17 protein-coding genes are annotated in these 18359 nt (G+C 61.0%); 8 read left to right on the top strand and 9 right to left on the bottom strand.

Translation table 11 applies throughout. The features are described from left to right. Nucleotides 1–29: 29 nt before the first annotated feature. The 3 genes from NUX07_RS04950 to NUX07_RS04940 all read right to left on the bottom strand — a co-directional run bounded on the left by NUX07_RS04950 (nt 30) and on the right by NUX07_RS04940 (nt 2049). On the bottom strand, nt 30–674 hold the full coding sequence (locus tag NUX07_RS04950; protein WP_322597189.1) for an energy transducer TonB: 645 nt from the start codon (nt 672–674) through the stop codon (nt 30–32). Between the two features lie 266 nt (nt 675–940). After that, a complete protein-coding gene (locus NUX07_RS04945) occupies nt 941–1333 on the bottom strand; it encodes a dihydroneopterin aldolase (protein WP_265529295.1) in 393 nt (130 codons plus the stop codon). Further along, a complete protein-coding gene (locus NUX07_RS04940) occupies nt 1330–2049 on the bottom strand; it encodes an SDR family oxidoreductase (RefSeq protein WP_265529293.1) in 720 nt (239 codons plus the stop codon). Before NUX07_RS04940 ends, NUX07_RS04945 begins: the two co-directional genes overlap by 4 nt. 74 nt (nt 2050–2123) lie before the next feature. Here NUX07_RS04940 and NUX07_RS04935 point away from each other — a divergent pair, with 74 nt between their 5' ends. Genes NUX07_RS04935 through NUX07_RS04925 form a run of 3 tightly spaced genes read left to right on the top strand, consistent with a single transcriptional unit; the run spans nt 2124 to nt 4437 of the window. Further along, on the top strand, nt 2124–2690 hold the full coding sequence (locus tag NUX07_RS04935; RefSeq protein WP_265529291.1) for a DUF1285 domain-containing protein: 567 nt from the start codon (nt 2124–2126) through the stop codon (nt 2688–2690). Beyond that, a complete protein-coding gene (locus NUX07_RS04930) occupies nt 2687–3268 on the top strand; it encodes a CoA pyrophosphatase (RefSeq protein WP_265529289.1) in 582 nt (193 codons plus the stop codon). The genes NUX07_RS04935 and NUX07_RS04930 overlap by 4 nt, the downstream gene beginning before the upstream one ends. Continuing rightward, nucleotides 3265–4437: a CCA tRNA nucleotidyltransferase gene (locus NUX07_RS04925; RefSeq protein WP_265529288.1), complete on the top strand. Its 1173-nt coding sequence runs from the start codon at nt 3265–3267 to the stop codon at nt 4435–4437. Before NUX07_RS04930 ends, NUX07_RS04925 begins: the two co-directional genes overlap by 4 nt. Here NUX07_RS04925 and NUX07_RS04920 read toward each other — a convergent pair. Beyond that, the gene (locus NUX07_RS04920) at nt 4434–4688 is read right to left on the bottom strand and encodes a PilZ domain-containing protein (protein ID WP_265529286.1); all 255 of its coding nucleotides are present in this window, start codon (nt 4686–4688) and stop codon (nt 4434–4436) included. The genes NUX07_RS04925 and NUX07_RS04920 overlap by 4 nt on opposite strands. Before the next feature lie 67 nt (nt 4689–4755). After that, the gene (locus tag NUX07_RS04915) at nt 4756–5031 is read right to left on the bottom strand and encodes a PilZ domain-containing protein (RefSeq protein ID WP_265529285.1); all 276 of its coding nucleotides are present in this window, start codon (nt 5029–5031) and stop codon (nt 4756–4758) included. Between the two features lie 141 nt (nt 5032–5172). Here NUX07_RS04915 and NUX07_RS04910 point away from each other — a divergent pair, with 141 nt between their 5' ends. Genes NUX07_RS04910 through NUX07_RS04895 form a run of 4 tightly spaced genes read left to right on the top strand, consistent with a single transcriptional unit; the run spans nt 5173 to nt 11105 of the window. Further along, nucleotides 5173–7155: a TIR domain-containing protein gene (locus NUX07_RS04910; protein ID WP_265529283.1), complete on the top strand. Its 1983-nt coding sequence runs from the start codon at nt 5173–5175 to the stop codon at nt 7153–7155. After that, nucleotides 7156–9144: a TIR domain-containing protein gene (locus tag NUX07_RS04905; protein WP_265529282.1), complete on the top strand. Its 1989-nt coding sequence runs from the start codon at nt 7156–7158 to the stop codon at nt 9142–9144. Continuing rightward, entirely contained in the window at nt 9145–10644 is a 1500-nt protein-coding gene (locus NUX07_RS04900; RefSeq protein WP_265529279.1) for a TIR domain-containing protein, read from the top strand. Next, entirely contained in the window at nt 10584–11105 is a 522-nt protein-coding gene (locus tag NUX07_RS04895; protein WP_265529277.1) for a hypothetical protein, read from the top strand. The genes NUX07_RS04900 and NUX07_RS04895 overlap by 61 nt, the downstream gene beginning before the upstream one ends. A 20-nt stretch (nt 11106–11125) precedes the next feature. Here NUX07_RS04895 and NUX07_RS04890 read toward each other — a convergent pair whose 3' ends face one another. The 4 genes from NUX07_RS04890 to NUX07_RS04875 all read right to left on the bottom strand — a co-directional run bounded on the left by NUX07_RS04890 (nt 11126) and on the right by NUX07_RS04875 (nt 17110). Further along, nucleotides 11126–12856, bottom strand: a complete 1731-nt coding sequence (locus tag NUX07_RS04890) for a putative bifunctional diguanylate cyclase/phosphodiesterase (protein ID WP_265529276.1) — start codon at nt 12854–12856, stop codon at nt 11126–11128. Nucleotides 12857–12915: 59 nt separating this feature from the next. Then, complete coding sequence (gene parC / locus NUX07_RS04885) at nt 12916–15168, bottom strand: DNA topoisomerase IV subunit A (protein WP_265529274.1); 2253 nt, start codon at nt 15166–15168, stop codon at nt 12916–12918. 83 nt (nt 15169–15251) lie between these two features. Next, complete coding sequence (locus tag NUX07_RS04880) at nt 15252–15734, bottom strand: hypothetical protein (protein ID WP_265529272.1); 483 nt, start codon at nt 15732–15734, stop codon at nt 15252–15254. A 26-nt stretch (nt 15735–15760) separates the two neighbouring features. After that, nucleotides 15761–17110, bottom strand: coding sequence for an AAA family ATPase (locus NUX07_RS04875; RefSeq protein ID WP_265529270.1), 1350 nt, complete (start codon nt 17108–17110; stop codon nt 15761–15763). A gap of 264 nt (nt 17111–17374) precedes the next feature. Here NUX07_RS04875 and NUX07_RS04870 point away from each other — a divergent pair, with 264 nt between their 5' ends. Further along, nucleotides 17375–18319, top strand: coding sequence for a hypothetical protein (locus NUX07_RS04870; RefSeq protein WP_265529269.1), 945 nt, complete (start codon nt 17375–17377; stop codon nt 18317–18319). Nucleotides 18320–18359 lie beyond the last annotated feature (40 nt).

Genomic DNA, 18359 nt, shown 5'->3' with positions numbered 1-18359 from the left:
CTAAATGATGTTCGTCGAAACGGTTCGTTTTATTCCGGAATGACCCAGCGGATCGTCGGGGTCGTATAGGTGTCGGTCACCTTGTTACCACTCGAATCCGTCGCCGCAGTGAAGCGCGCGCGGCGCTGCAGGATACGGCAGGTCTGACTGTCCAGCGCGCTCGAACCCGACGACTGGATAATCTCGCAATTGCTGACGCGGCCATTCGTACCGATCGTCAAGCGAGCCCGGACCGAACCTTCATCGCCATTGCGCAGGGCGCGGCTGGGATAGTCTTCGGTCGAGAACAGGGTGCGCACGTCACCGCGCGCAGCAGCCGGTTCGATCCGCGGAGGCGGCGGGGCCGGGGGAGCCGGCGGCGCCGGCGGAGCCGTCGGAGTGATCACCGGCGTCGGCGGAGCGACGTTGGTGGTCACGATCGGCGGCCGTACTGTGGTGGTCCGAACGATCGGCGGCGGGGTCACCACCGGCGGCGGGACTTCAACCTGCGTGGGTTCGGGCGGGGGCGGCGGCTCTTCAGGCGGGGGCGGCGGTTCATCTTCGACGTCAAACGTTTTCAGATCTTCCACCGCGCTCTTGACCACGCTGTAAGCGAGGCCAGATACCATGACATAGCCAAGGACGCCCATGACAATCGCGACCAAGGCGATAGCCAAGGGTCGATTGCCGGTCATTTGTTTGCGGTCGACGTAGGACATTGAGTCGCAACTCTCCTCGGTTTCAACGGGGGCACGTACCAGAATAACAGAAGAAACAGCTTCCGTCTGCCATCCTGATTCGCATTGCCGTGCGACAGAGTATCATCCGGCAACAGCGCGTGTCCCTACATTCCTGAAAATGGCGCGGCAAGGGCAATTGTTCCCTCGTCGACACAATACGGCCTTTGGTCGAATGGCGAACGATGCGGACACCATGTCGTTACGCGCATGGTTTCAACGCCTTATTCGAACGAAGAAAACTCGATTCCGACCGCTTCGGCATCCGCATAAATGTCGGGTTTGCGCGACCGCACGGTCAATGCGTTGACGCCGACGACCGACCCGATTCGGTCAAAAATCTCGCGTACTAACGTTTCCTGCAAGTTGAAGCGCCGCGCCGTGGCGATGCGCAATATCTCGCTCCGGATGAAATCATAGTCCCACGCCGCTTCGCGTTCGTCGACCACCGGATCGGTGGCATCATCGAGCCAGATGTCGACGCTGATCAGCAGCCGCTGCGGCTTGCCGACCTCATGCTCGTGAAAGCCGATATCCGCCATGACCTCCAGGTTCACGAGGCTGATCTTGCGACTGCGTATCGGCAGCCGCGGAAGGTCGTCGCTTAGATCGCTCATTGAGACTCCAGGAATTGTACGTCGCGCGGAAGGGCGAGGAACCGCTGCCCGCTGTCCAGCCAAACGGTCTGTCCGGTTACCTTGTCGGCTTCCACCAGCCACAGCAAGGCGTCGACGAGGTCTTCGGGCTCGACACCGCGTCCAAGCGGGTTGAGTGCATGCGTCCGTTCGAATTCTTGCTGGCTCTGCTCGCCCGACGGCAGCATCACGGATGGGGCGATCCCGTTGACCCTGATGCCCTGCACCGCAAGCGCGCGTGCCGCAATTTTGGTCAGGCCGCTCAGCCCTTCTTTCGACAGGGCATAGCTCAGGAAGTCGGGATTTTCCGCTGCAAGGCGATTGTCGAGGATATTCACAATGAGCGCATCGCCGCCGATGTGGCGGCCGGCAAAAGCTTGCGTCAGCAAAGCGGGCGCGCGCAAGTTCACCCGCATCTGCCGATCGAACGCCTCGGCATCGATGTCTCGCAGACTATCTTTTTCGAACAAGGCTGCGTTGTTGACCAGCAGGCCGACCGGTTCGTCGATCTGGTCGAAAATCGCTACGCCGGCAGCGGCCTCTTCAAGATCGCACGCCACCGCAACTGCCCCGTCAACCACCGCATCGTCTTCGCTTCGGACATGCGCAAAGACGCGCCAGCCCTCGGTGAGGAGGGCCTTGCATATCGTCTCGCCCACGCGGTGGCGGGCGCCGGTGACCAAGGCGGTGCGCTTCATCGCCACGGCTCCTGCCAAGCGAACGGAAAAAGCGCCAGCTTTATCTGGCCACCGCGCTGTTCTAGAGAAGCGCCATGCCTGAGACGCACAAACCACTCGATCTCGACAATTTCACGCTGGCCGACCTGGCGGAGGCGATCGGTGATCGCGGCGCTGCGCCGGTCGACCAATGGGATCCCGAGCATTGCGGCGACAGCGAAATGCGCATCGCGGCCGATGGCACATGGTTCCACCAGGGTAGCCCGATTGGCCGCCCGGCGATGGTCCGCCTGTTCGCGAGCGTGCTCCGCCGGGAAAAGGATGGCAGCTACGTCCTCGTTACCCCGGTCGAGAAACTCTCGATCGAGGTCGAGCGGACGCCGTTTCGCGCGCTTGCGGTCAAAAGCGAAGGCAGCGGCAAGGATCGCAGCCTCGCCTTCCAGATCGACCATGCCGATCCGGTGATCGCAGGCCCCGACCATCCCCTCACCTTTGCCGCCGATCTCGATGGTACGGTGCCGCGCCTGCGCGTGCGCGGCGGCTTGGAAGCGGCGTTGGAACGGCCGGTCTATTACGAATTGGCCGAGCTTGCCTTGCAGGAAGGCGGCGACCCGCCCGGACTGTGGTCGAACGGCGCCTTCTTCGCCTTCCCCACCGAATGAGCCTGGCTGATCGTCTCGACGCGGCGCTGCGCCGCGATCTGCCCGATCGCCTTGGCGGCGACGACATGGATGCGCACGAAATGGGCGAGACCATTCCAGCCGCAGTCCTGGTCCCCGTCATCGACCGCCCAGAGCCCACGTTGCTGCTGACGGTACGCAGCGGCGACATGCGCAACCACGCAGGGCAGGTCGCGTTTCCCGGAGGACGCATCGACGCGACCGACGCCGACGAAGATGCGGCGGCCCTGCGCGAAGCTAAAGAAGAACTCGGCATCCGCGCGAGCAATGTCCAGCTGATCGGCCGCCTCGATCGGTATCGAACGGGCACCGATTTCTGCGTCACGCCGGTCGTCGGGCTGCTGCCGCCCGACCTGCCGCTCATCCCCCAACCCTCGGAAGTTGCGGCCGTGTTCGAGGCCCCGCTCGAGGTACTCACCGATCCTGCTCGCCAGATCGAGGAAGAGGTCGACTGGAAGGGGCGGCGGCGCCGCTATTGGCGGATCGAATATGAAGGCTACAAGATTTGGGGCGCGACTGCGGGCATGATCGTCAATCTGACGCGAAGGCTGATGGCATGAAGTTCGACTTTACCCGCTACGCCGCCCTTCCCGGCATCCCCGCCCTCCTCGACGCCCTCGGCGCGGGTGATGGCCAGGTGCGCTATGTCGGCGGCATCGTGCGGGATACGCTGCTTGGCGAGACCGCCAGCGATATCGACATGGCGACGGTCCACGACCCGCAGGAAGTGGTTCGCCGTCTCGAGGCTGCCGGGATCAAGGCCGTGCCGACCGGTATCGATCACGGCACGGTCACTGCGGTTTCCGACCATACTGTCGTCGAAGTCACGACCTTGCGCGCCGATGTCGAGACGGATGGCCGCCGCGCCACCGTCGCCTATACCGACGACTGGAAGGAAGATGCCGCCCGCCGCGATTTCACGATCAACGCGCTTTACGCCGATCCGCTGACAGGCGCGGTTTCCGACTATTTCGGCGGACTTGGCGATCTCGATGGTGGCATCGTCCGCTTCATCGGCGACCCGCTCGAACGGATTGCCGAGGACCACCTGCGGATCCTGCGCTTCTTTCGTTTCCACGCCCGCTTTGGCGAAGGTGCGCCCGATGCCGCAGGTCTCGCCGCTTGCGCGCAGCGCGCCAACGACCTCATGGCCCTGTCGCGCGAGCGGATCGCTGACGAGATCCTGAAACTGCTCGGCCTAGCGGACCCAACGCCGACCGTGCGGACGATGAACGAGGCGGGCATCTTCGCCCCCGTGCTGCCCGAGATATCGGCGCAAGGCGTAGAGGGGCTGGCAGCCCTCACCAGCTTCGAGCGAGAGCATAATCTGGACACCTCGCCCATCCGCCGCCTCGCCGCCTTGCTGCCATCCGAGCCGGACGCCGGGCGCGACGTCGCCTCGCGCCTCAAATTATCCAATGATGACAAGAGCCGGCTGGTCGCGGCGCTCACGTGCGGCGACATGCCGCCACGCGAGCTCGCCTACCGGCTAGGCCGGACGAAAGCCGAAGACCGCTTGGCGCTGATGCAAGATGCATCGGGCATTGCGGCCCTGCGCGACTTCACCATCCCCACACTGCCCATCAAGGGCGGTGAACTCATCGAACGCGGCGTCGAAAAAGGCCCCGACGTCGCCCGAACCCTGCGCGCTATCGAGGACGCCTGGATCGACGCGGGCTTCCCCACCGGCAAGACATTCGAAGAGATTGTGGCGGAAAAGCTGGCCTAGGCAGTAAGATCGAGCGGCTCGGCGAAAGCGGCGCCTGCATCGTTGCCCAGGGACCAGCGGATCTTGGCCACCCGTTCGCCCTGCGAGGCAATGCGTATCACCACCTGTTCGCCGATTTTTAGCGGCGTTTCGCTCACGATCTTGCAGCCATAGCGCGAGATATCGGTGACGCGCACCGCGCTCTCACGGCCATGACCATCGATTATCGAACAGTCATAGGCCACGTCGAAGCGCGGCCCACGCTTTATCATCCCCACATCTCTCAACGCTTACATCCCCGTGTTGAAACCTAGTACGGGTGGCAGGACGCCACCTGTGTCAATCGCCGAGCTGTTGCACCGGCCCCGTAAAAATCATGCCCGCCTCTTCACCGAGCGCCCAGCGAATCTGCCCCGGATAATCGCCCATGCGTCCCACGCGCAGTCGCACCCGCTCACCGATAATCGGCGTCCCGTCGGTGCGAAGACGACAGCCCTCGGCGGAAATATCGGTAACGATCACATCGCTTTCGACGCCGTCGCTGTCGATCAGCACGCCTTCATGGCGCACATCGACGCGCGGACTGCGTTTGATCTGACCCGGTTCCCTCCGCATATTTCCTCGGCTCGAAACAATTGATTGAGCCTGAACTACTACGGAAAAATGCTAAACAAAGTGTGAACCCTCCCCGGACAAGGCTTTGCGCTGTGAGCGCGCTCTGTTAGCGTAGGTTAATAACAGCGCTCGGGGGAACGTTTGGCCGATATCTTCATCTCTTACGCCCGCTCCGATCAGCCGTGCATCGAGCAGCTGGTCGCCGCGCTGGAGCAGCAAGGCTTCGCGGTCTGGTGGGACAATCATTTGCGCTCGGGCGCCGAATTTGCCGACGATATCGAAGCAGCGCTCAGCGATGCGCAGCATGTCATCGTCGCCTGGTCCGCCGACGCCGCCAAATCGCGCTGGGTACGCGACGAGGCAAGCGAGGCAGCCGAACAGGGCAAACTGATCGCGTTGAGCCTCGATGGCACCGCCCCGCCGATGGGGTTTCGCCAATATCATGCCACCGACATGAGCGGCTGGAACGGCGGCGACCTGCCGCCAGCGCTGATGGAAGCCTTGGGCAAGGATGCGCCCGCAGCCGCCGCACCGACGGCAGCGACGGCACGTTCGAAGAAACCGTGGATCGCGGCGGCGGCCGCGATCGCCGTGGTGCTGGCCGGGGGGACCTATGTCGCAACGCAGGGACTGCCCGGCGCGGAGGCGGAGCAGGCTCAGAACGTCAGCCTTGCGGTAATGCCGTTTGCCTATAGCGGCGATGAAGAGCGCGCCTATCTCGGACCCGGGATTGCCTCGTCCACGAGCAATGGCCTTGCCCCGCTCGACGGGATCAGCCTTACCTCGGGCATGTCGACCAACGCGCTTGCCGCTGGCGGGCTGACCGCGGCCCAGCTCGGCGAGCAACTGGGCGTGTCGCATATCGTCGAGGGAGAGGTTGTTGCGAGCGCGGATGGCGTCCGCATCGATGCACGATTGGTGGAAACCGAAGGCGGTCGTCAGATCTGGTCGAACCAGTATCAAAGCGATGCCGACGGCGTCGAACAGCAGCAGCAGCGCCTCGTCCGCGATATAGCATCGGTATTACAGAGCCGTCTGGGGGTCGGTCGCGGCACGCTGGCCCAGGCCGCGCCAGCGGATCCGCGCGCCTACGAAGCCTATCTCGACGGCGTCGAGAAATTGTTCAATCGCATCGATGCCAACAACCGCCGTGAAGCCTTGCGTCGCTTCAATTCCGCCATCGCGATCGATCGCGACTATGCCGATGCCCATGCCGGAAAAGCCTATTTGCTCGCTCACAGCACGCCGTTCCAGTTTGGCCTCAGCCATGAGAGCTTCATTGCCGAAGCCCGGGGAGCGACCCGCCGCGCGCTCGACCTCGACAAGGACAATCTTCTCGCGCGCGCCGCGCAGGTACGCAATATCCTGGAATATGAGGGCGACATCGAGCGCGCGACGTCACTTGGAAGAGCCCTCGTCGAAGAAGCGCCGCGCTTTGGTCCGGCGCACTATGTTCTTGGATTTGTCGAGGTGGCGGCGGGCAATTATGATCAGGCATCGCGCCATATCGAGCAGGCAATCGCACGCGACCCGTTCAACACGGTTCTCGTCAACGCGCGGCTGGCAATCGCTCATACAGCAGGAAATTACAACAGCGTGGCGGAGGCCATAGAAACCTGTGCCGATTGCACGGGGCAAGTGCAGCTCTGGTTTTACGCCATGCTCGATCTCGCCCGGCCATACGAGCTCGACCAGGATATCGAGGCGCTGCGCGAACGGGCGCGTCGCGATAAGATCCCGGAACCCCTCATCGCCATATCCGAGGCACTGGGCCGGCATGTCGTGAAGGGTGAGCCCTACGGCGGCCCACGGCCCGAGGCATTTCTGGGTTTCGCGGGCGCGGGACTTCACGCCTATCTCGGCTATGTCGACGAAGCCTTTGCAATTGCCGAGCAGGCCCGTCGCAACACGAAGAATGCGCAAGTCATCAATCTGCTGCACGACGGTCGCACGGCCTTCTCGCCGGAATTGCGCGCCGACCCTCGATACCACGCCCTTTTCGACAACGCGGTTGCCCAGCGCATCGTCGAATATCGCCGCAAGAAAGGCATCATGGCCGGCCTCCCCCTCGCCCCTGATGAGGTTGCGACCGAGAGGCGCCGCCTCGCCGAGTTGCGCCGCTAGATGGCCGACATCTTCCTCTCCTATGCGCGAGCCGACCAGGCGCGCGTCGAAAAGCTCGCCGTCGCGCTGGAGGAAGCAGGTTATTCGCTGTGGTGGGACCGCGATATCGAAGGCGGCCACCATTTCGCCAAGGATATCCAGCGCGAGCTGGAACTTGCAAAAATTATCATCGTCGCATGGTCCAAGATTTCGGTCGAAAGCCATTGGGTGCTCGATGAAGCCGGATATGCCCGTGATGAAGGCAAGCTCCTTCCAATCGCGCTCGATAATACGCTCCCGCCCTTGGGCTTTCGCCAGGTCCAAGCCCTCGACTTTGCCAAATGGCCGCGCGATCGTGCCGGATTGGCCAAGCTGACTAGTGCGCTCGATCGCCGTCTGGATCGCGAACGACAATCAGAAGCACCGCCGTCGGCGGCGACCGCGTCACGCAGGCCCATAGCTTTGGTTATCGCCGCCATTCTGGTCATCGCCTTGTCCATTGGTGCCTGGTTCTTCACGGGCGGAGGCGGCGGCAATAAAGATGGCATTACTACCATCGCCGTCCTGCCCTTCACCAATGCAGCCGGCGATCAATATGATAGCCAGCGCGAATCCTATCCCGCCGCGATCATCGACGGGCTGAGCCACATCCCCGATGTCGACATTTTGTCCGCGCGCACCAGCTTTGCCACGGCCAGCGATAATCTGTCGTCCACAGATCTGGCTGAGCGGCTCGGCGCCGACTATCTGATTGAAGGCGACTTGCAGCAGGACGGCAACAGCCTGCGCGCCACCACCCGCCTCATCGACGGCAAGACGGGCCGCCCTGTCTGGGCGGATAGCCGCAGTACCGAAGCACAAACCCTGCCCGAGCTGCAACGCCAGTCGATTCGCTACATCGCCGCGGCGCTGCAGGGCTATCTCGGGCTGGGCCTCGGCCACCTACCGCAGGATAGTGCGCTGTCTGGCGAAGCGCTGAACCAGTATCGCCGCGGCATGACGCTAATGCTCACACGCAGCACTCAGAAAGAGAGCGTCGAGGCCTACAATGCCTTCAAGCGCGCCACTGAACTTTCGCCCAATTCAGCGGATGCCCATGCCGGCCTTGCCTATGCCCTCACCCAGATCGGTCCCTTCACCTTATCGATGGATCATGCCGACTTCACACTGGCGAACCGTGCCGCCCATGATCGTGCGCTGGAGCTGGATCCCGACAGCCTGTTTGGCCTAACGGCCAAGGCGGAAACGGTGCACAAGGAAGATGGCGACATCACGCAGGCACTCGATTTGTTGGAAAGGGTCTTCGAAAAGGATCCGGATTTTGGTCCGGCGCATACCGTCGTTTCTGACGTCTATTCTTCGGCCGGCAATCATCGCGCGGCGCTGGAGGCAGCGACCCGGGCCCAGGCTCTCGCCCCCTTCGACGATGAACTGGTCTCCAATCGCTTCGGCGCCCTGCGCGCGCTTGGCCGCTACACCAACATCCGGAATGAAGCGTTGGCCTGCACGGTAAATTGCGGCCCGGTGGGCTTGTCCTGGCTCACCGCAATGGCGGCACTGGTTCCAGAAAAAGAACTGGATGAAGAATTGTTTCGCTTGACGGATTTTGCCTCGGCAGGCGGGTTGGACGACACTGTCGTTCAATCTTTTGAACGCTATATTCGCGCCGTGGTCACCGGACGTCCATTCAAGGACGAAGGCGAATTGTTCGGGCGATTTTACGAGACCATCTACCATCTCAACGTCAGCGAAGATGATGAGAAGTTGGCAGCCCTCGAACGCTTTTTCGGCAGGATGCACGCGGGATCACTGCACAGCATCCTCAATGGCGACCGCTTTACCCCGCCCCCGCATATCCGCGCTCATCCGCGCTACCACGCCCTCTTCGACATTCCGAAATACAAGGCCGTCGCCGAATATCGCCGCGAACGCGGCATCACCGCAGGCCTTCCAATCTCGCCCGAGGAAGTCGCTGCCGAAGAAACACGTATGAGGGAACCTGGGTACTAGATGGCCGACATCTTCCTCTCCTACGCCCGCGCCGACCAGCCGCGCGTCGAAAAGCTCGCCGCTGCGCTCGAGGAAGCAGGTTATTCGCTGTGGTGGGACAAGCATTTGCGCAGCGGCCACCAGTTCAGCGACGATATCGAAGCCGCGCTAGCCAAGGCCAAGGCGGTGCTGGTCATCTGGTCCGCCGATGCCGTCAAATCAGAATGGGTCCGCGATGAAGCCGCCATCGGCCGCGACGGCAACAAGCTCGTCGCCGCCCGCATCGATGACACCCTACCCCCCATCGGTTTTCGCCAGCGCCACGCCATCGATCTGGATGATGCCGATGCCATGGCCTCGCTGACACAGGCCTTCGACGCGCTGATCGGCGGCACCCATGAAGTTGCCACGCCAGCGCTCACGAAAAAACGCACTCCCAATGCAGCCCTCCTCGCTTTGCCCCTCCTCGCCGCCATTGGCGGCCTCGGCTATTGGGCATGGGATGGCGGGCTGGACGGCACCGCTGACGAGGTCGCCGCCAGCACCAGCCTTGCCGTCATCCCGCTCTCGACCCTTGGCAATGATGACATCGCTTTTCTTGGCGAAGGCATATCAGGATCCATCACCAATGATCTTGCGCGTCTTGAAGGCCTGCAACTCACCGCCAACGCCTCGGTCAACGCTGTCGCAGGCCAGGGCCTTTCCGCCGCCCAGATCGGCGAGCAACTGGGTGTCTCCCATTTTGTCGAAGGTCAGCTCCAACAGGTCGGCGATGAAATGCGTGCCGATATCAGCCTGATTGACACATCGAACGGCGCTCAAATCTGGAACAAAAGCTATCGACGCAGCAAGAACGCGCTCCAGTCAATGCAGGCCGACATGGCGAGCGATCTCGCCGCAGCCCTGCAATCGCGCCTCGGTGTCGGTGCCGGGCGCGTCGCCGCCGCTGCCAATGTCGATCCCCGTGCTTACGAAGCCTATTTGCGCGGCCGCGAAGCGCAAACCCGCCGCAACGACATCACCAAGCGCCGTCAGGCCTATGCCGAATATCGCCGCGCCGTCAGCATTGCGCCCGATTTTGCCGACGCTCATGCAGGCCTTGCATACATACTCGTGGTGTCTGGTGGCAGCGGCGATCTCTTCATGAGCCAGGAAGAATTGAAGGGGCAATATGTGGAGGCGCTGGAGGCCGTCGAGCGCCTTGATCCCGACAATCTTCTTGGACGTGCAGCCAAATCAGTCGGCCAGCTCCGGTTTGAGGCGGACCTCGAAGGTTCCATCCGAACCGCACAATCCATTCTTGATGAGGCCCCCGATCACGCTCCAGCCCTATATTCGCTGGGTTTCATTCACTTAAGGATGGGCAACCACCTCGAGGCCCGGACAGTGCTCAACGCCGCGCTCAACCGCGACCCGTCAATGAAAACATCTCGCGCGCGTATTTCGCTTGCCTCCAGGCGATGGGTGATTATTCGAGCCTGTCGCAATATGTCCGTGAGTGCGAAGGCTGCGACTATCTGACTGGCTGGTGGTTTGTCTCATTGGCCAGGCTGGGCGGAAAGTCCGATATCGAACGCGACTGGCCCGTCATCCGTGAACGCGCAGCTGGCGCTGGCACCGACGCATCTACCATAGCGGAGATGGCGCGATATCTTCGCGCGATTGGCGATGGCAAGGTCGTGCCTTACCCTCGTTCCCTGTGGGAAAATGAAATCCAAGTCGTGCATCTGATCGCCTATGGAGGGCAAGTCGATGAAGCGCTCGACAGAGCGCAGCTGTGGTACGATTTGGCGGGGGCATGGGCGACCTTCTTGTCGCAATCACCCGGTCGCTCGGGCTTGAACGCGGCTGCCCGCGCCGATCCGCGCTTTCATGTCATGTTCGACGACGATCTAGCTAAGGCGATCCAGCAAGAACGTGAACAAAACGGCAAAGCTCCTTTCCCGCCCGTCTTCCCCGTCAAACCGTACAAGGGCGACTGATGGCCGGACATCTTCCTGTCCTAACCCAGCAGCCCGCCCGCTTTCTTGCGTTGCTGCCAATAGGCAAAGGCGTCGTCGGCCTTTAGCGGCTTGGCGAAGAAGTATCCCTGTCCGTTGTCGCACCCCAGCGTCGCCAGCGTGGTCGCAAGCTCGACATTTTCGATGCCTTCCGCGGTGGTCTTCATACCTAGCGCATCGGCGAGGCCCAGGATCGCGCGAACGATGGCGATATTGTCGGCGTCCTTGAGCATCCCGGTGACGAAACTGCGGTCGATCTTGAGGACGTCGATGGGCAATCTCTGAAGGTAGGCGAGGCTCGAATAGCCGGTCCCGAAATCATCCATCGCCAGCGTCGCATCGAGCCCTTTCAGGCGCTCGAACACCTGCCCCGCGCGCGCCGGGTCCTGGACGATGGCGCTTTCGGTCAATTCCAGCGTCAGCCGTTCGCCGCCGATATTATGCGCGCGCAGCGCCGATCCGACGACATCGGATATATCGTCGCGTTGCAGCTGGATCGCCGACAGGTTGACGCCCACGTATAGCGGCAGCGTTTCGCCCGCACGCTCGTCCCATTCAGCCAGCGTCGCCGCGCTTTTCTCCATGACGAAACGGCCAAGATCGAGGATCAGGCCGCTTTCTTCGGCTACCGGGATGAATTCGCTGGGGCTGATGGGTCCGCGCTCTTCATGCGTCCAGCGCGACAGGGCTTCGAACCCCGTCACCAGGCCGGTCTTGAGATCGATTAGCGGCTGGAACGCCAGCTCGACTTCTTCGCGGTCGAGCGCGCGGCGTAGTTCGGTTTCGATGCTGAAGCGGTGGCGCGCGGCGCTGGCCTCGGAAGGCGCGTAGACGGTCGGGCGCCCGACAGCCTTGGCCTGCTTGACCGCGAACTGCGCATTGCGGAACAGCTCTTCGCCGACTGAATCTCGATCGAGCATCGCGATGCCGATTGCGCAGTCGACGCGGATTTCCAGTTCAGACAGGCGAAACGGATCGACCAGCGCATTTTCAATCCGGTGCGCCGCCTTCAGCGCATCTTCGCGCCCCTTGTTGAGTCGCACCAGCACGGCAAATTCGTTGCCGCCCGTGCGCGCCAGGATGTCGCCCGAACGCAGCGCGCCCATCAAGCGCCGTGCCAGCGTGATAAGCAGCTCGTCGCCGGCCATCGTGCCCATGCTCTCATTGATGCGGCTGAAGCGCAGCATGTCGACGACCAGCACGGCATGATCGCCTTCGGCCTGTTCGATGGATTCGGTGAAGCTCAGCCGGTTGGGAAGCCCGGTAAGGCTGTCGCGCAACATTTCATCACGCAAATGCTTTTCGGCGCGCATTTCGACCGTACGGTCGACCAGGCTGACGAGGCAGCGCGGCGACCCGTCGCTATGCGGCCCCAGCGGCGCCAGCTTGAGCGTGAAATAGCGCCTGGAAAGCCCTTCGCCGTCCTCGCTGTCCATCTGGTCGGGAGCGTTCATGGGATCGGCCAGGAAGGCGCGGAAGAAGGTGCCCATCTCGCCCGCGGCATGGCGCTGGAAGACCTGCACCTCTTTTTCTTCTAGATCGAAGGTCAGCACGGTGTTGCGAAACGTCTCGTTGAGCGCGTGGACCCACAGCTTGTCGCCGTTCAGCCCGACAATCGCGGCGGCCATGGGCAGCGCCTCGAGCATCCTCATTTCATGTGCAAACGCCACGCGCGCACCACCGGGTACGCGATCCGTGGTCTCGAACGCCAGATCGATCGGTTTCGTTTGCATAGGCGCACCCCATTAGCGCCAAGGCGTTAACGGCCCGTTTTCAATAACTTTGAGGTAGGTTAAACTTCTTCGGGTTTCTCGAAGGGCGGGACGAACGCGTTGCTTTGCGGGAAACCCGTCGGCGCCATGCGCCCCGCGGCGCCGCGCGCGACCTTCCACGGCGTGACGTCGCTTTCGGTGCGGTTGCGATTTCCTGCACCGCCCATTGCCCAGCTGATCCCGTCATCGAGCTTGAAGGCGATCGCATCGGACAGCCCGCCGTCGCGGTAACGCTGCAGCTGGACGCCGGCGCCCTTGGAAAGCTGCGCCATCTCGTCGGCCTTGAAGACCAGCATCTTGCGGTTCTCGCCCACCACCGCGATCGCATCGAAGCCCTCCGGCGCCTTCTTGAGCAGCTTTACCTTGGCGCCCTTCCTGAGGTTCATCAGCTGCTTGCCCTTGCGCGTTTCGGCCATGACCGCTTCACCCGTCGTCAGGAAGCCGCGCCCGTCATCGGCGGCGACGAGCAGTTGGTCATCGGCGGCGACGGGGAACATCGCCACGATCTCGGCTTCGTCATCGATATCGACCATCAGCTTGACGGGCTCGCCAAAACCGCGGGCGCCAGGGAGCTTATCACCGCCCACAGTGAATACGCGCCCGTTAGACGCCGCGATCAGCAGGCGGTCGGTGGTCTGCGCGTGGAAGTGGAGATAGGCCTCGTCGCCTTCGCGGAACTTCATGTCGGGCACCGCGGACAGATCGGTGTGCCCCTTCATCGCCTTGATCCAGCCACGCTGCGACAGGATGACGGTGATCGGCTCCTTTTCGATCATCGCGGTCCAGTCGACCTCCGCGGCGACTTCCGCGGGCTTCACGCGCGTGCGGCGCGGATCGTCGGCATAGTCCTTGGCAAGCGCCTTCAGGTCCTTCTTCAACCGCGTCTTCTGCCGCGCTTCCGACCCCACCAGCAGCTCGAGCCCCTCTTTCTCCTCAAGCAAGGCGGTGCGCTCATCGGTCAGCGCCATTTCTTCGAGCTTGCGCAAACTGCGCAGCCGCATGTTGAGGATCGCTTCGGCCTGCCGGTCGGTGAGCTTGAATTCGGCCATCATCACGGCCTTGGGCTCGTCCTTGGTGCGGATGATCTCGATCACGCGGTCGAGGTTGAGGAAGGCCTTAAGGAAACCTTCGACCAGCTCGAGCCGGCCATCGATCTTGGCGATGCGGTGGTTGGAGCGGTTGACCAGCACCTCGATCTGGAAATCGATCCAGCTCAGCAGCGCCTCGCGCAGGCTCATCACGCCGGGCGTGCGCCCGCGTTCCAGCACGTTCAAGTTGAGCGAAAAACGGCTTTCGAGATCGCTCAGCTTGTAAAGGCTTTCCTCGAGCAATGCAGGATCGACCGTACGCGCGCGCGGCTCAAGCACGATGCGGATATCCTCCGCGCTCTCATCGCGCACATCGGCGAGGATCGGCAGCTTCTTGTCCGCGATCAGCCCCGCGATCTGCTCGATCAGCTTGCCCTTCGACACGCCGTAGGGGATCTCGGACACCACCAGCTGCCAGGCCCCGCCTTTGAGCTTTTCCTCTTCGATCTTGGCGCGCACGCGGAACGAGCCGCGCCCGGTCACATAGGCCTTGCGGATCGTGTCTTCATCGTCGACCAGCACGCCGCCCGTCGGGAAGTCGGGCCCCTGCACATATTCCATCAACTCGGCATCGTCGGTCGAGCGTTTCTCGATCAGCGCCGTCGCCGCCGCGCAGAGTTCGCCGACATTGTGCGGCGGGATGGAGGTCGCCATCCCCACCGCGATCCCCGCCGCCCCGTTGGCGAGCAGGTTGGGAAAAAGCCCGGGAAACACCTCGGGCTCCTCGTCCTCGCCATTATAGGTATCGCGAAAGCGCACCGTGCCCTCGTCGAGCCCGGCCATCAGCCGCATCGCGGTCTTGGTCAGCCTGGCTTCGGTATAGCGATAGGCGGCCGCATTATCGCCATCGATATTCCCGAAATTCCCCTGACCCTCGACGAGCGGGTAGCGCAGCGAGAAATCCTGCGCGAGCCGCACCATCGCATCATAGACCGACTGGTCCCCGTGCGGGTGATATTTACCGATGACATCGCCGACGACACGCGCCGATTTCTTGTACGCGCCGCTGGGATCGAGCTTGAGCAACCGCATCGCCCACAGGAGCCGACGGTGCACCGGCTTGAGCCCGTCGCGCACATCGGGCAGCGAGCGCGCGGTGATGGTGGAGAGCGCATAGACGAGATAGCGCTCGGACAGGGCGTCCTTGAATGGTTCTTCGATGATGAGGTCGGAATCGGTGGTCATGGGGATTGGATAGCGACGCTGGTGCGACGGTGCCACAGTGATGTTGGGGGTTTAGCAGCCACGCCCATGCGCACCAAACTAGTTCAACTCTGATCGAGGTGGGAGCAGACGTTACAAACGAGCCAAACACTGCAGCCTACATTCTTGCTGATCCATTTAGATGTGGCTCCTGATTCGTTCTCCCGAATCTTTGCCTTCGCTTTTGCGTTTGCCCGCTTCTTCTTGCAGTCAAGGAAATCAATGTCGTTTGATATGATGGCTTCTGCATCACTGCATTTGGCAAGGCGAATCCATTTATGGTCTTTCCTTGGTAACCCCAACGCGTTGAGCGATTTATTGTCTGGGTCAGTAGGCATTTCGTATGGACGGATTTTCTGCTCGACTCGTTTGTCGGCGATCCAATCCTTTAAGGCCAGGGGGTGCGCTCCAGCGGCACAATCGAGCCACTCTTGTTCACAATGCCCACCTTCGTCCAACCCAATGTGGCCCGCTTCAAGAATGGCCTCAATTGCTTCGATGTGTTCGTCGACGACATCCTTCGCACGCTCGTTTTGAAATCCGTTCATGACATTTGCGTCAACTACAAATGCTGTCATGCGCTTGCCGGAGGATAGCTAAAGTCAAAATTCTTTTGTTTAGGCTGCGAAGTTGCGCGCATTGCCGCACGAGCGAGCATAAGACTCTCGGCCTGTCTTTGTGGGAAGAAGCCATTAGGCCATTCTGGCTCAAACGCACCAGTCTCGGAAATTGAGATATCTGTAACGCGCTTCTCACCATCGTCTGCGACGAAGAAAATTGCGACATCACTTGCCTCAATATCTTGCATTGCAACGTGGCGAGCTACGCGCAGCACTAAATTATCACTGTGTGTCTCGATAAACACCTGACCAAGCTGGGACAGATTGGCAAAAAATGATCCCATTGCCGCTTGCGCATCGGGATGCAAATGGATCTCCGGCTCCTGCACAACCAGGATGCCATTCTCTTCGTCTTCAGCGTTCGCGAAGAGATTTAATCCCGAAACAAGTACCGGCAAAACTTGGCTACAACCGAAACCTACGTCGCAAATGTTGTGCTTTGATCCGTCATTCGAGATTAAGCAGACCTCAAAATGACGAGGGGTGAGTGTCTCAATCTCCAATTTCTCAGCGATTCCAGTATAACGAAACCAATCAGAGACCTTTTTCTCTAGTTCTTTCTTTTGAGCGCCTCTTTTTGAAGAATCCGCAGCCAAAATCGCCGCCGTATTCGTACCTGTTGTACCAATTCGCTTCGCCGATTCTCCGCTATGCAAATACGTTCTGGAAGGCTTTTCCCGGAAAGGAGAAATGCTATCAAACGCATGAAAATGGTCTAGCAGCCTAAATCTTGCATCGATCAAATCAGAAGCGGCACGTCGATAAAGCTGATCGCTTTTCGTCAGCTCCTTACGGTTGCGAGCCTCACGGACCGTGTAGGGAATTGATGCAATAGAGTTTCTGAAATTTGGGCGCCTCTTCTTTTGGTTAGGAAAGAGTGCTTCAAATTTCGTTCCAAATATCTCTACGTCGAATGCATCCTTCCGAGCTTTGTAAGAATATACGGGCTTTCCATCTTTCCGAAGTTGGTAATGTGTGACCTCAATTTCACGCCGCTGGCTTCTATATTTGAACTCAGTAAAGCTAGAATAATTATCAAAGCCTATTTCAATCGACATTTTTCTGGTCGACACATTGCCGTTCACAACGTCGATGTAAGTCCCAAGTTCGTCGAAAACATTATTGAGAATCAACGGGACAGAACCGAAATCTTGGTGAAGAACAGTCTGCGCCACCACATTAATTGCGCTTATGGCACTGCTCTTGCCAGAATTGTTTTTACCAATGAACAAATTCAGTTTTTTGAAATTGAAGCGCTGATCTTTAAACGCGCGAAAGTTCTTAAGATGCAAGTAGCTAAGCATCAGTCACCATTATCGATAAGCGACGAACCTCGCAAATCAAATATGTGGCTTCAGGGCGGCCTGAAGCCTCGTCAGTCGGGTTGGCCTTGCAGCCACCCGCTGGCCGGACAAATCGCATCTCTTCGACATAGCTAACGATCGCTGCCGCGATCGCTTCGCTATGCTCGGTGCGATTTGTTCCATTCATCGACGAAAATAAACGGCTTGACGCACGATTGAGATAACATAACATTGATCGTCCCCAAAACTGTCAAGGAACGAGACATGATAAAAGGGACCTTCAAAACACGACGAAACACGCTTGCCTGGGCGCTCCCGCTCGCCGCCAGCATCGCCATTGCGGGCTGCTCTCGCGAGGCGCCGCAGCGCCAAACCGAAGAGCTGCAGACCATGGATGCCTCCACCTCCCCCGAAATGCAGTATGAGCCCGCCGAGGGCATCCGCAGTGACATGCCCACAACGCGCATTCCCGGCGCCCCCGGCGTCAATGTCACCGCCGCGCCCGGCGTCGCGTTCGATTATCGCTACGCCTTCCGCCTCGCCCCCGAAAATATCGGGCGGCTGGTCGAGGAACATGCGGCGGCCTGCGAGGCGCTCGGCGTCGACCAGTGTCGGATCGTCGGCCTTCGCTACAACTTCCGCGCCGAGGATGACATTACCGCCATGCTCGCATTGAAGCTCGCGCCCGAGGCCGCACGCGCCTTCGGCAAGGACGCGACCGACCTCATCGTGGAGAATGAGGGCATGCTGGTCGCGCAGGAGATCACCGGCACCGATGCGGGCGCCGCGATCGACGCCGCGACCGCCGCTCAAAGCCGCCTGCAGGCCGATATCCGCCGCCTCGAACAACAGCTCGAAGGCCTGTCGGAGGATGACCGCAACCGCGGCTCCATCCTTTCCCAGATCGAGCAGCTGCGCCGCCAGCTGCGCGCTTCGGAAGCCGGGCAGGACAATGCCCGCCAAAGCCTCGCCCAGACGCCGATGGTCTTCCATTACGGCGCGGGCGATGTCGTCCCCGGCTGGGGCAAATCCAGCCCGATCGCACAGGCTTTCTCCACTGCCTGGTGGGGCGCACAGGAGGTCATTGCCTTCTTCGTCATCGTGCTCGGCACGCTGCTGCCGATCTTGTTGCTGGTATGGCTCGCCGCGCTCGTCTGGACGCGCTTTGGCCGTCCGCGCCTCAAGAAAATGGAGGTCTCCGGCGAATAGCCCAAGGAGTTGATTGCAGCCCCGCCGTGCCTCGCCTATA

Source organism: Sphingomicrobium marinum, from assembly GCF_026157105.1.
Taxonomy (GTDB): Bacteria; Pseudomonadota; Alphaproteobacteria; order Sphingomonadales; family Sphingomonadaceae; genus Sphingomicrobium; species Sphingomicrobium marinum.
The sequence above is the reverse complement of the archived record's forward strand: the minus strand, read 5'-3'. Positions and strand labels throughout refer to the sequence as shown.

What these genes read in the sequence shown, in the direction of transcription:
- NUX07_RS04950 (WP_322597189.1), bottom strand. Translation starts at nt 674, where the DNA reads ATGACCGGCAATCGACCCTTGGCTATCGCCTTGGTCGCGATTGTCATG.
- NUX07_RS04945 (WP_265529295.1), bottom strand. Translation starts at nt 1,333, where the DNA reads ATGAGCGATCTAAGCGACGACCTTCCGCGGCTGCCGATACGCAGTCGC.
- NUX07_RS04940 (WP_265529293.1), bottom strand. Translation starts at nt 2,049, where the DNA reads ATGAAGCGCACCGCCTTGGTCACCGGCGCCCGCCACCGCGTGGGCGAG.
- NUX07_RS04935 (WP_265529291.1), top strand. Translation starts at nt 2,124, where the DNA reads ATGCCTGAGACGCACAAACCACTCGATCTCGACAATTTCACGCTGGCC.
- NUX07_RS04930 (WP_265529289.1), top strand. Translation starts at nt 2,687, where the DNA reads ATGAGCCTGGCTGATCGTCTCGACGCGGCGCTGCGCCGCGATCTGCCC.
- NUX07_RS04925 (WP_265529288.1), top strand. Translation starts at nt 3,265, where the DNA reads ATGAAGTTCGACTTTACCCGCTACGCCGCCCTTCCCGGCATCCCCGCC.
- NUX07_RS04920 (WP_265529286.1), bottom strand. Translation starts at nt 4,688, where the DNA reads ATGATAAAGCGTGGGCCGCGCTTCGACGTGGCCTATGACTGTTCGATA.
- NUX07_RS04915 (WP_265529285.1), bottom strand. Translation starts at nt 5,031, where the DNA reads ATGCGGAGGGAACCGGGTCAGATCAAACGCAGTCCGCGCGTCGATGTG.
- NUX07_RS04905 (WP_265529282.1), top strand. Translation starts at nt 7,156, where the DNA reads ATGGCCGACATCTTCCTCTCCTATGCGCGAGCCGACCAGGCGCGCGTC.
- NUX07_RS04900 (WP_265529279.1), top strand. Translation starts at nt 9,145, where the DNA reads ATGGCCGACATCTTCCTCTCCTACGCCCGCGCCGACCAGCCGCGCGTC.
- NUX07_RS04895 (WP_265529277.1), top strand. Translation starts at nt 10,584, where the DNA reads ATGGGTGATTATTCGAGCCTGTCGCAATATGTCCGTGAGTGCGAAGGC.
- NUX07_RS04890 (WP_265529276.1), bottom strand. Translation starts at nt 12,856, where the DNA reads ATGCAAACGAAACCGATCGATCTGGCGTTCGAGACCACGGATCGCGTA.
- parC (WP_265529274.1), bottom strand. Translation starts at nt 15,168, where the DNA reads ATGACCACCGATTCCGACCTCATCATCGAAGAACCATTCAAGGACGCC.
- NUX07_RS04880 (WP_265529272.1), bottom strand. Translation starts at nt 15,734, where the DNA reads ATGAACGGATTTCAAAACGAGCGTGCGAAGGATGTCGTCGACGAACAC.
- NUX07_RS04875 (WP_265529270.1), bottom strand. Translation starts at nt 17,110, where the DNA reads ATGCTTAGCTACTTGCATCTTAAGAACTTTCGCGCGTTTAAAGATCAG.
- NUX07_RS04870 (WP_265529269.1), top strand. Translation starts at nt 17,375, where the DNA reads ATGATAAAAGGGACCTTCAAAACACGACGAAACACGCTTGCCTGGGCG.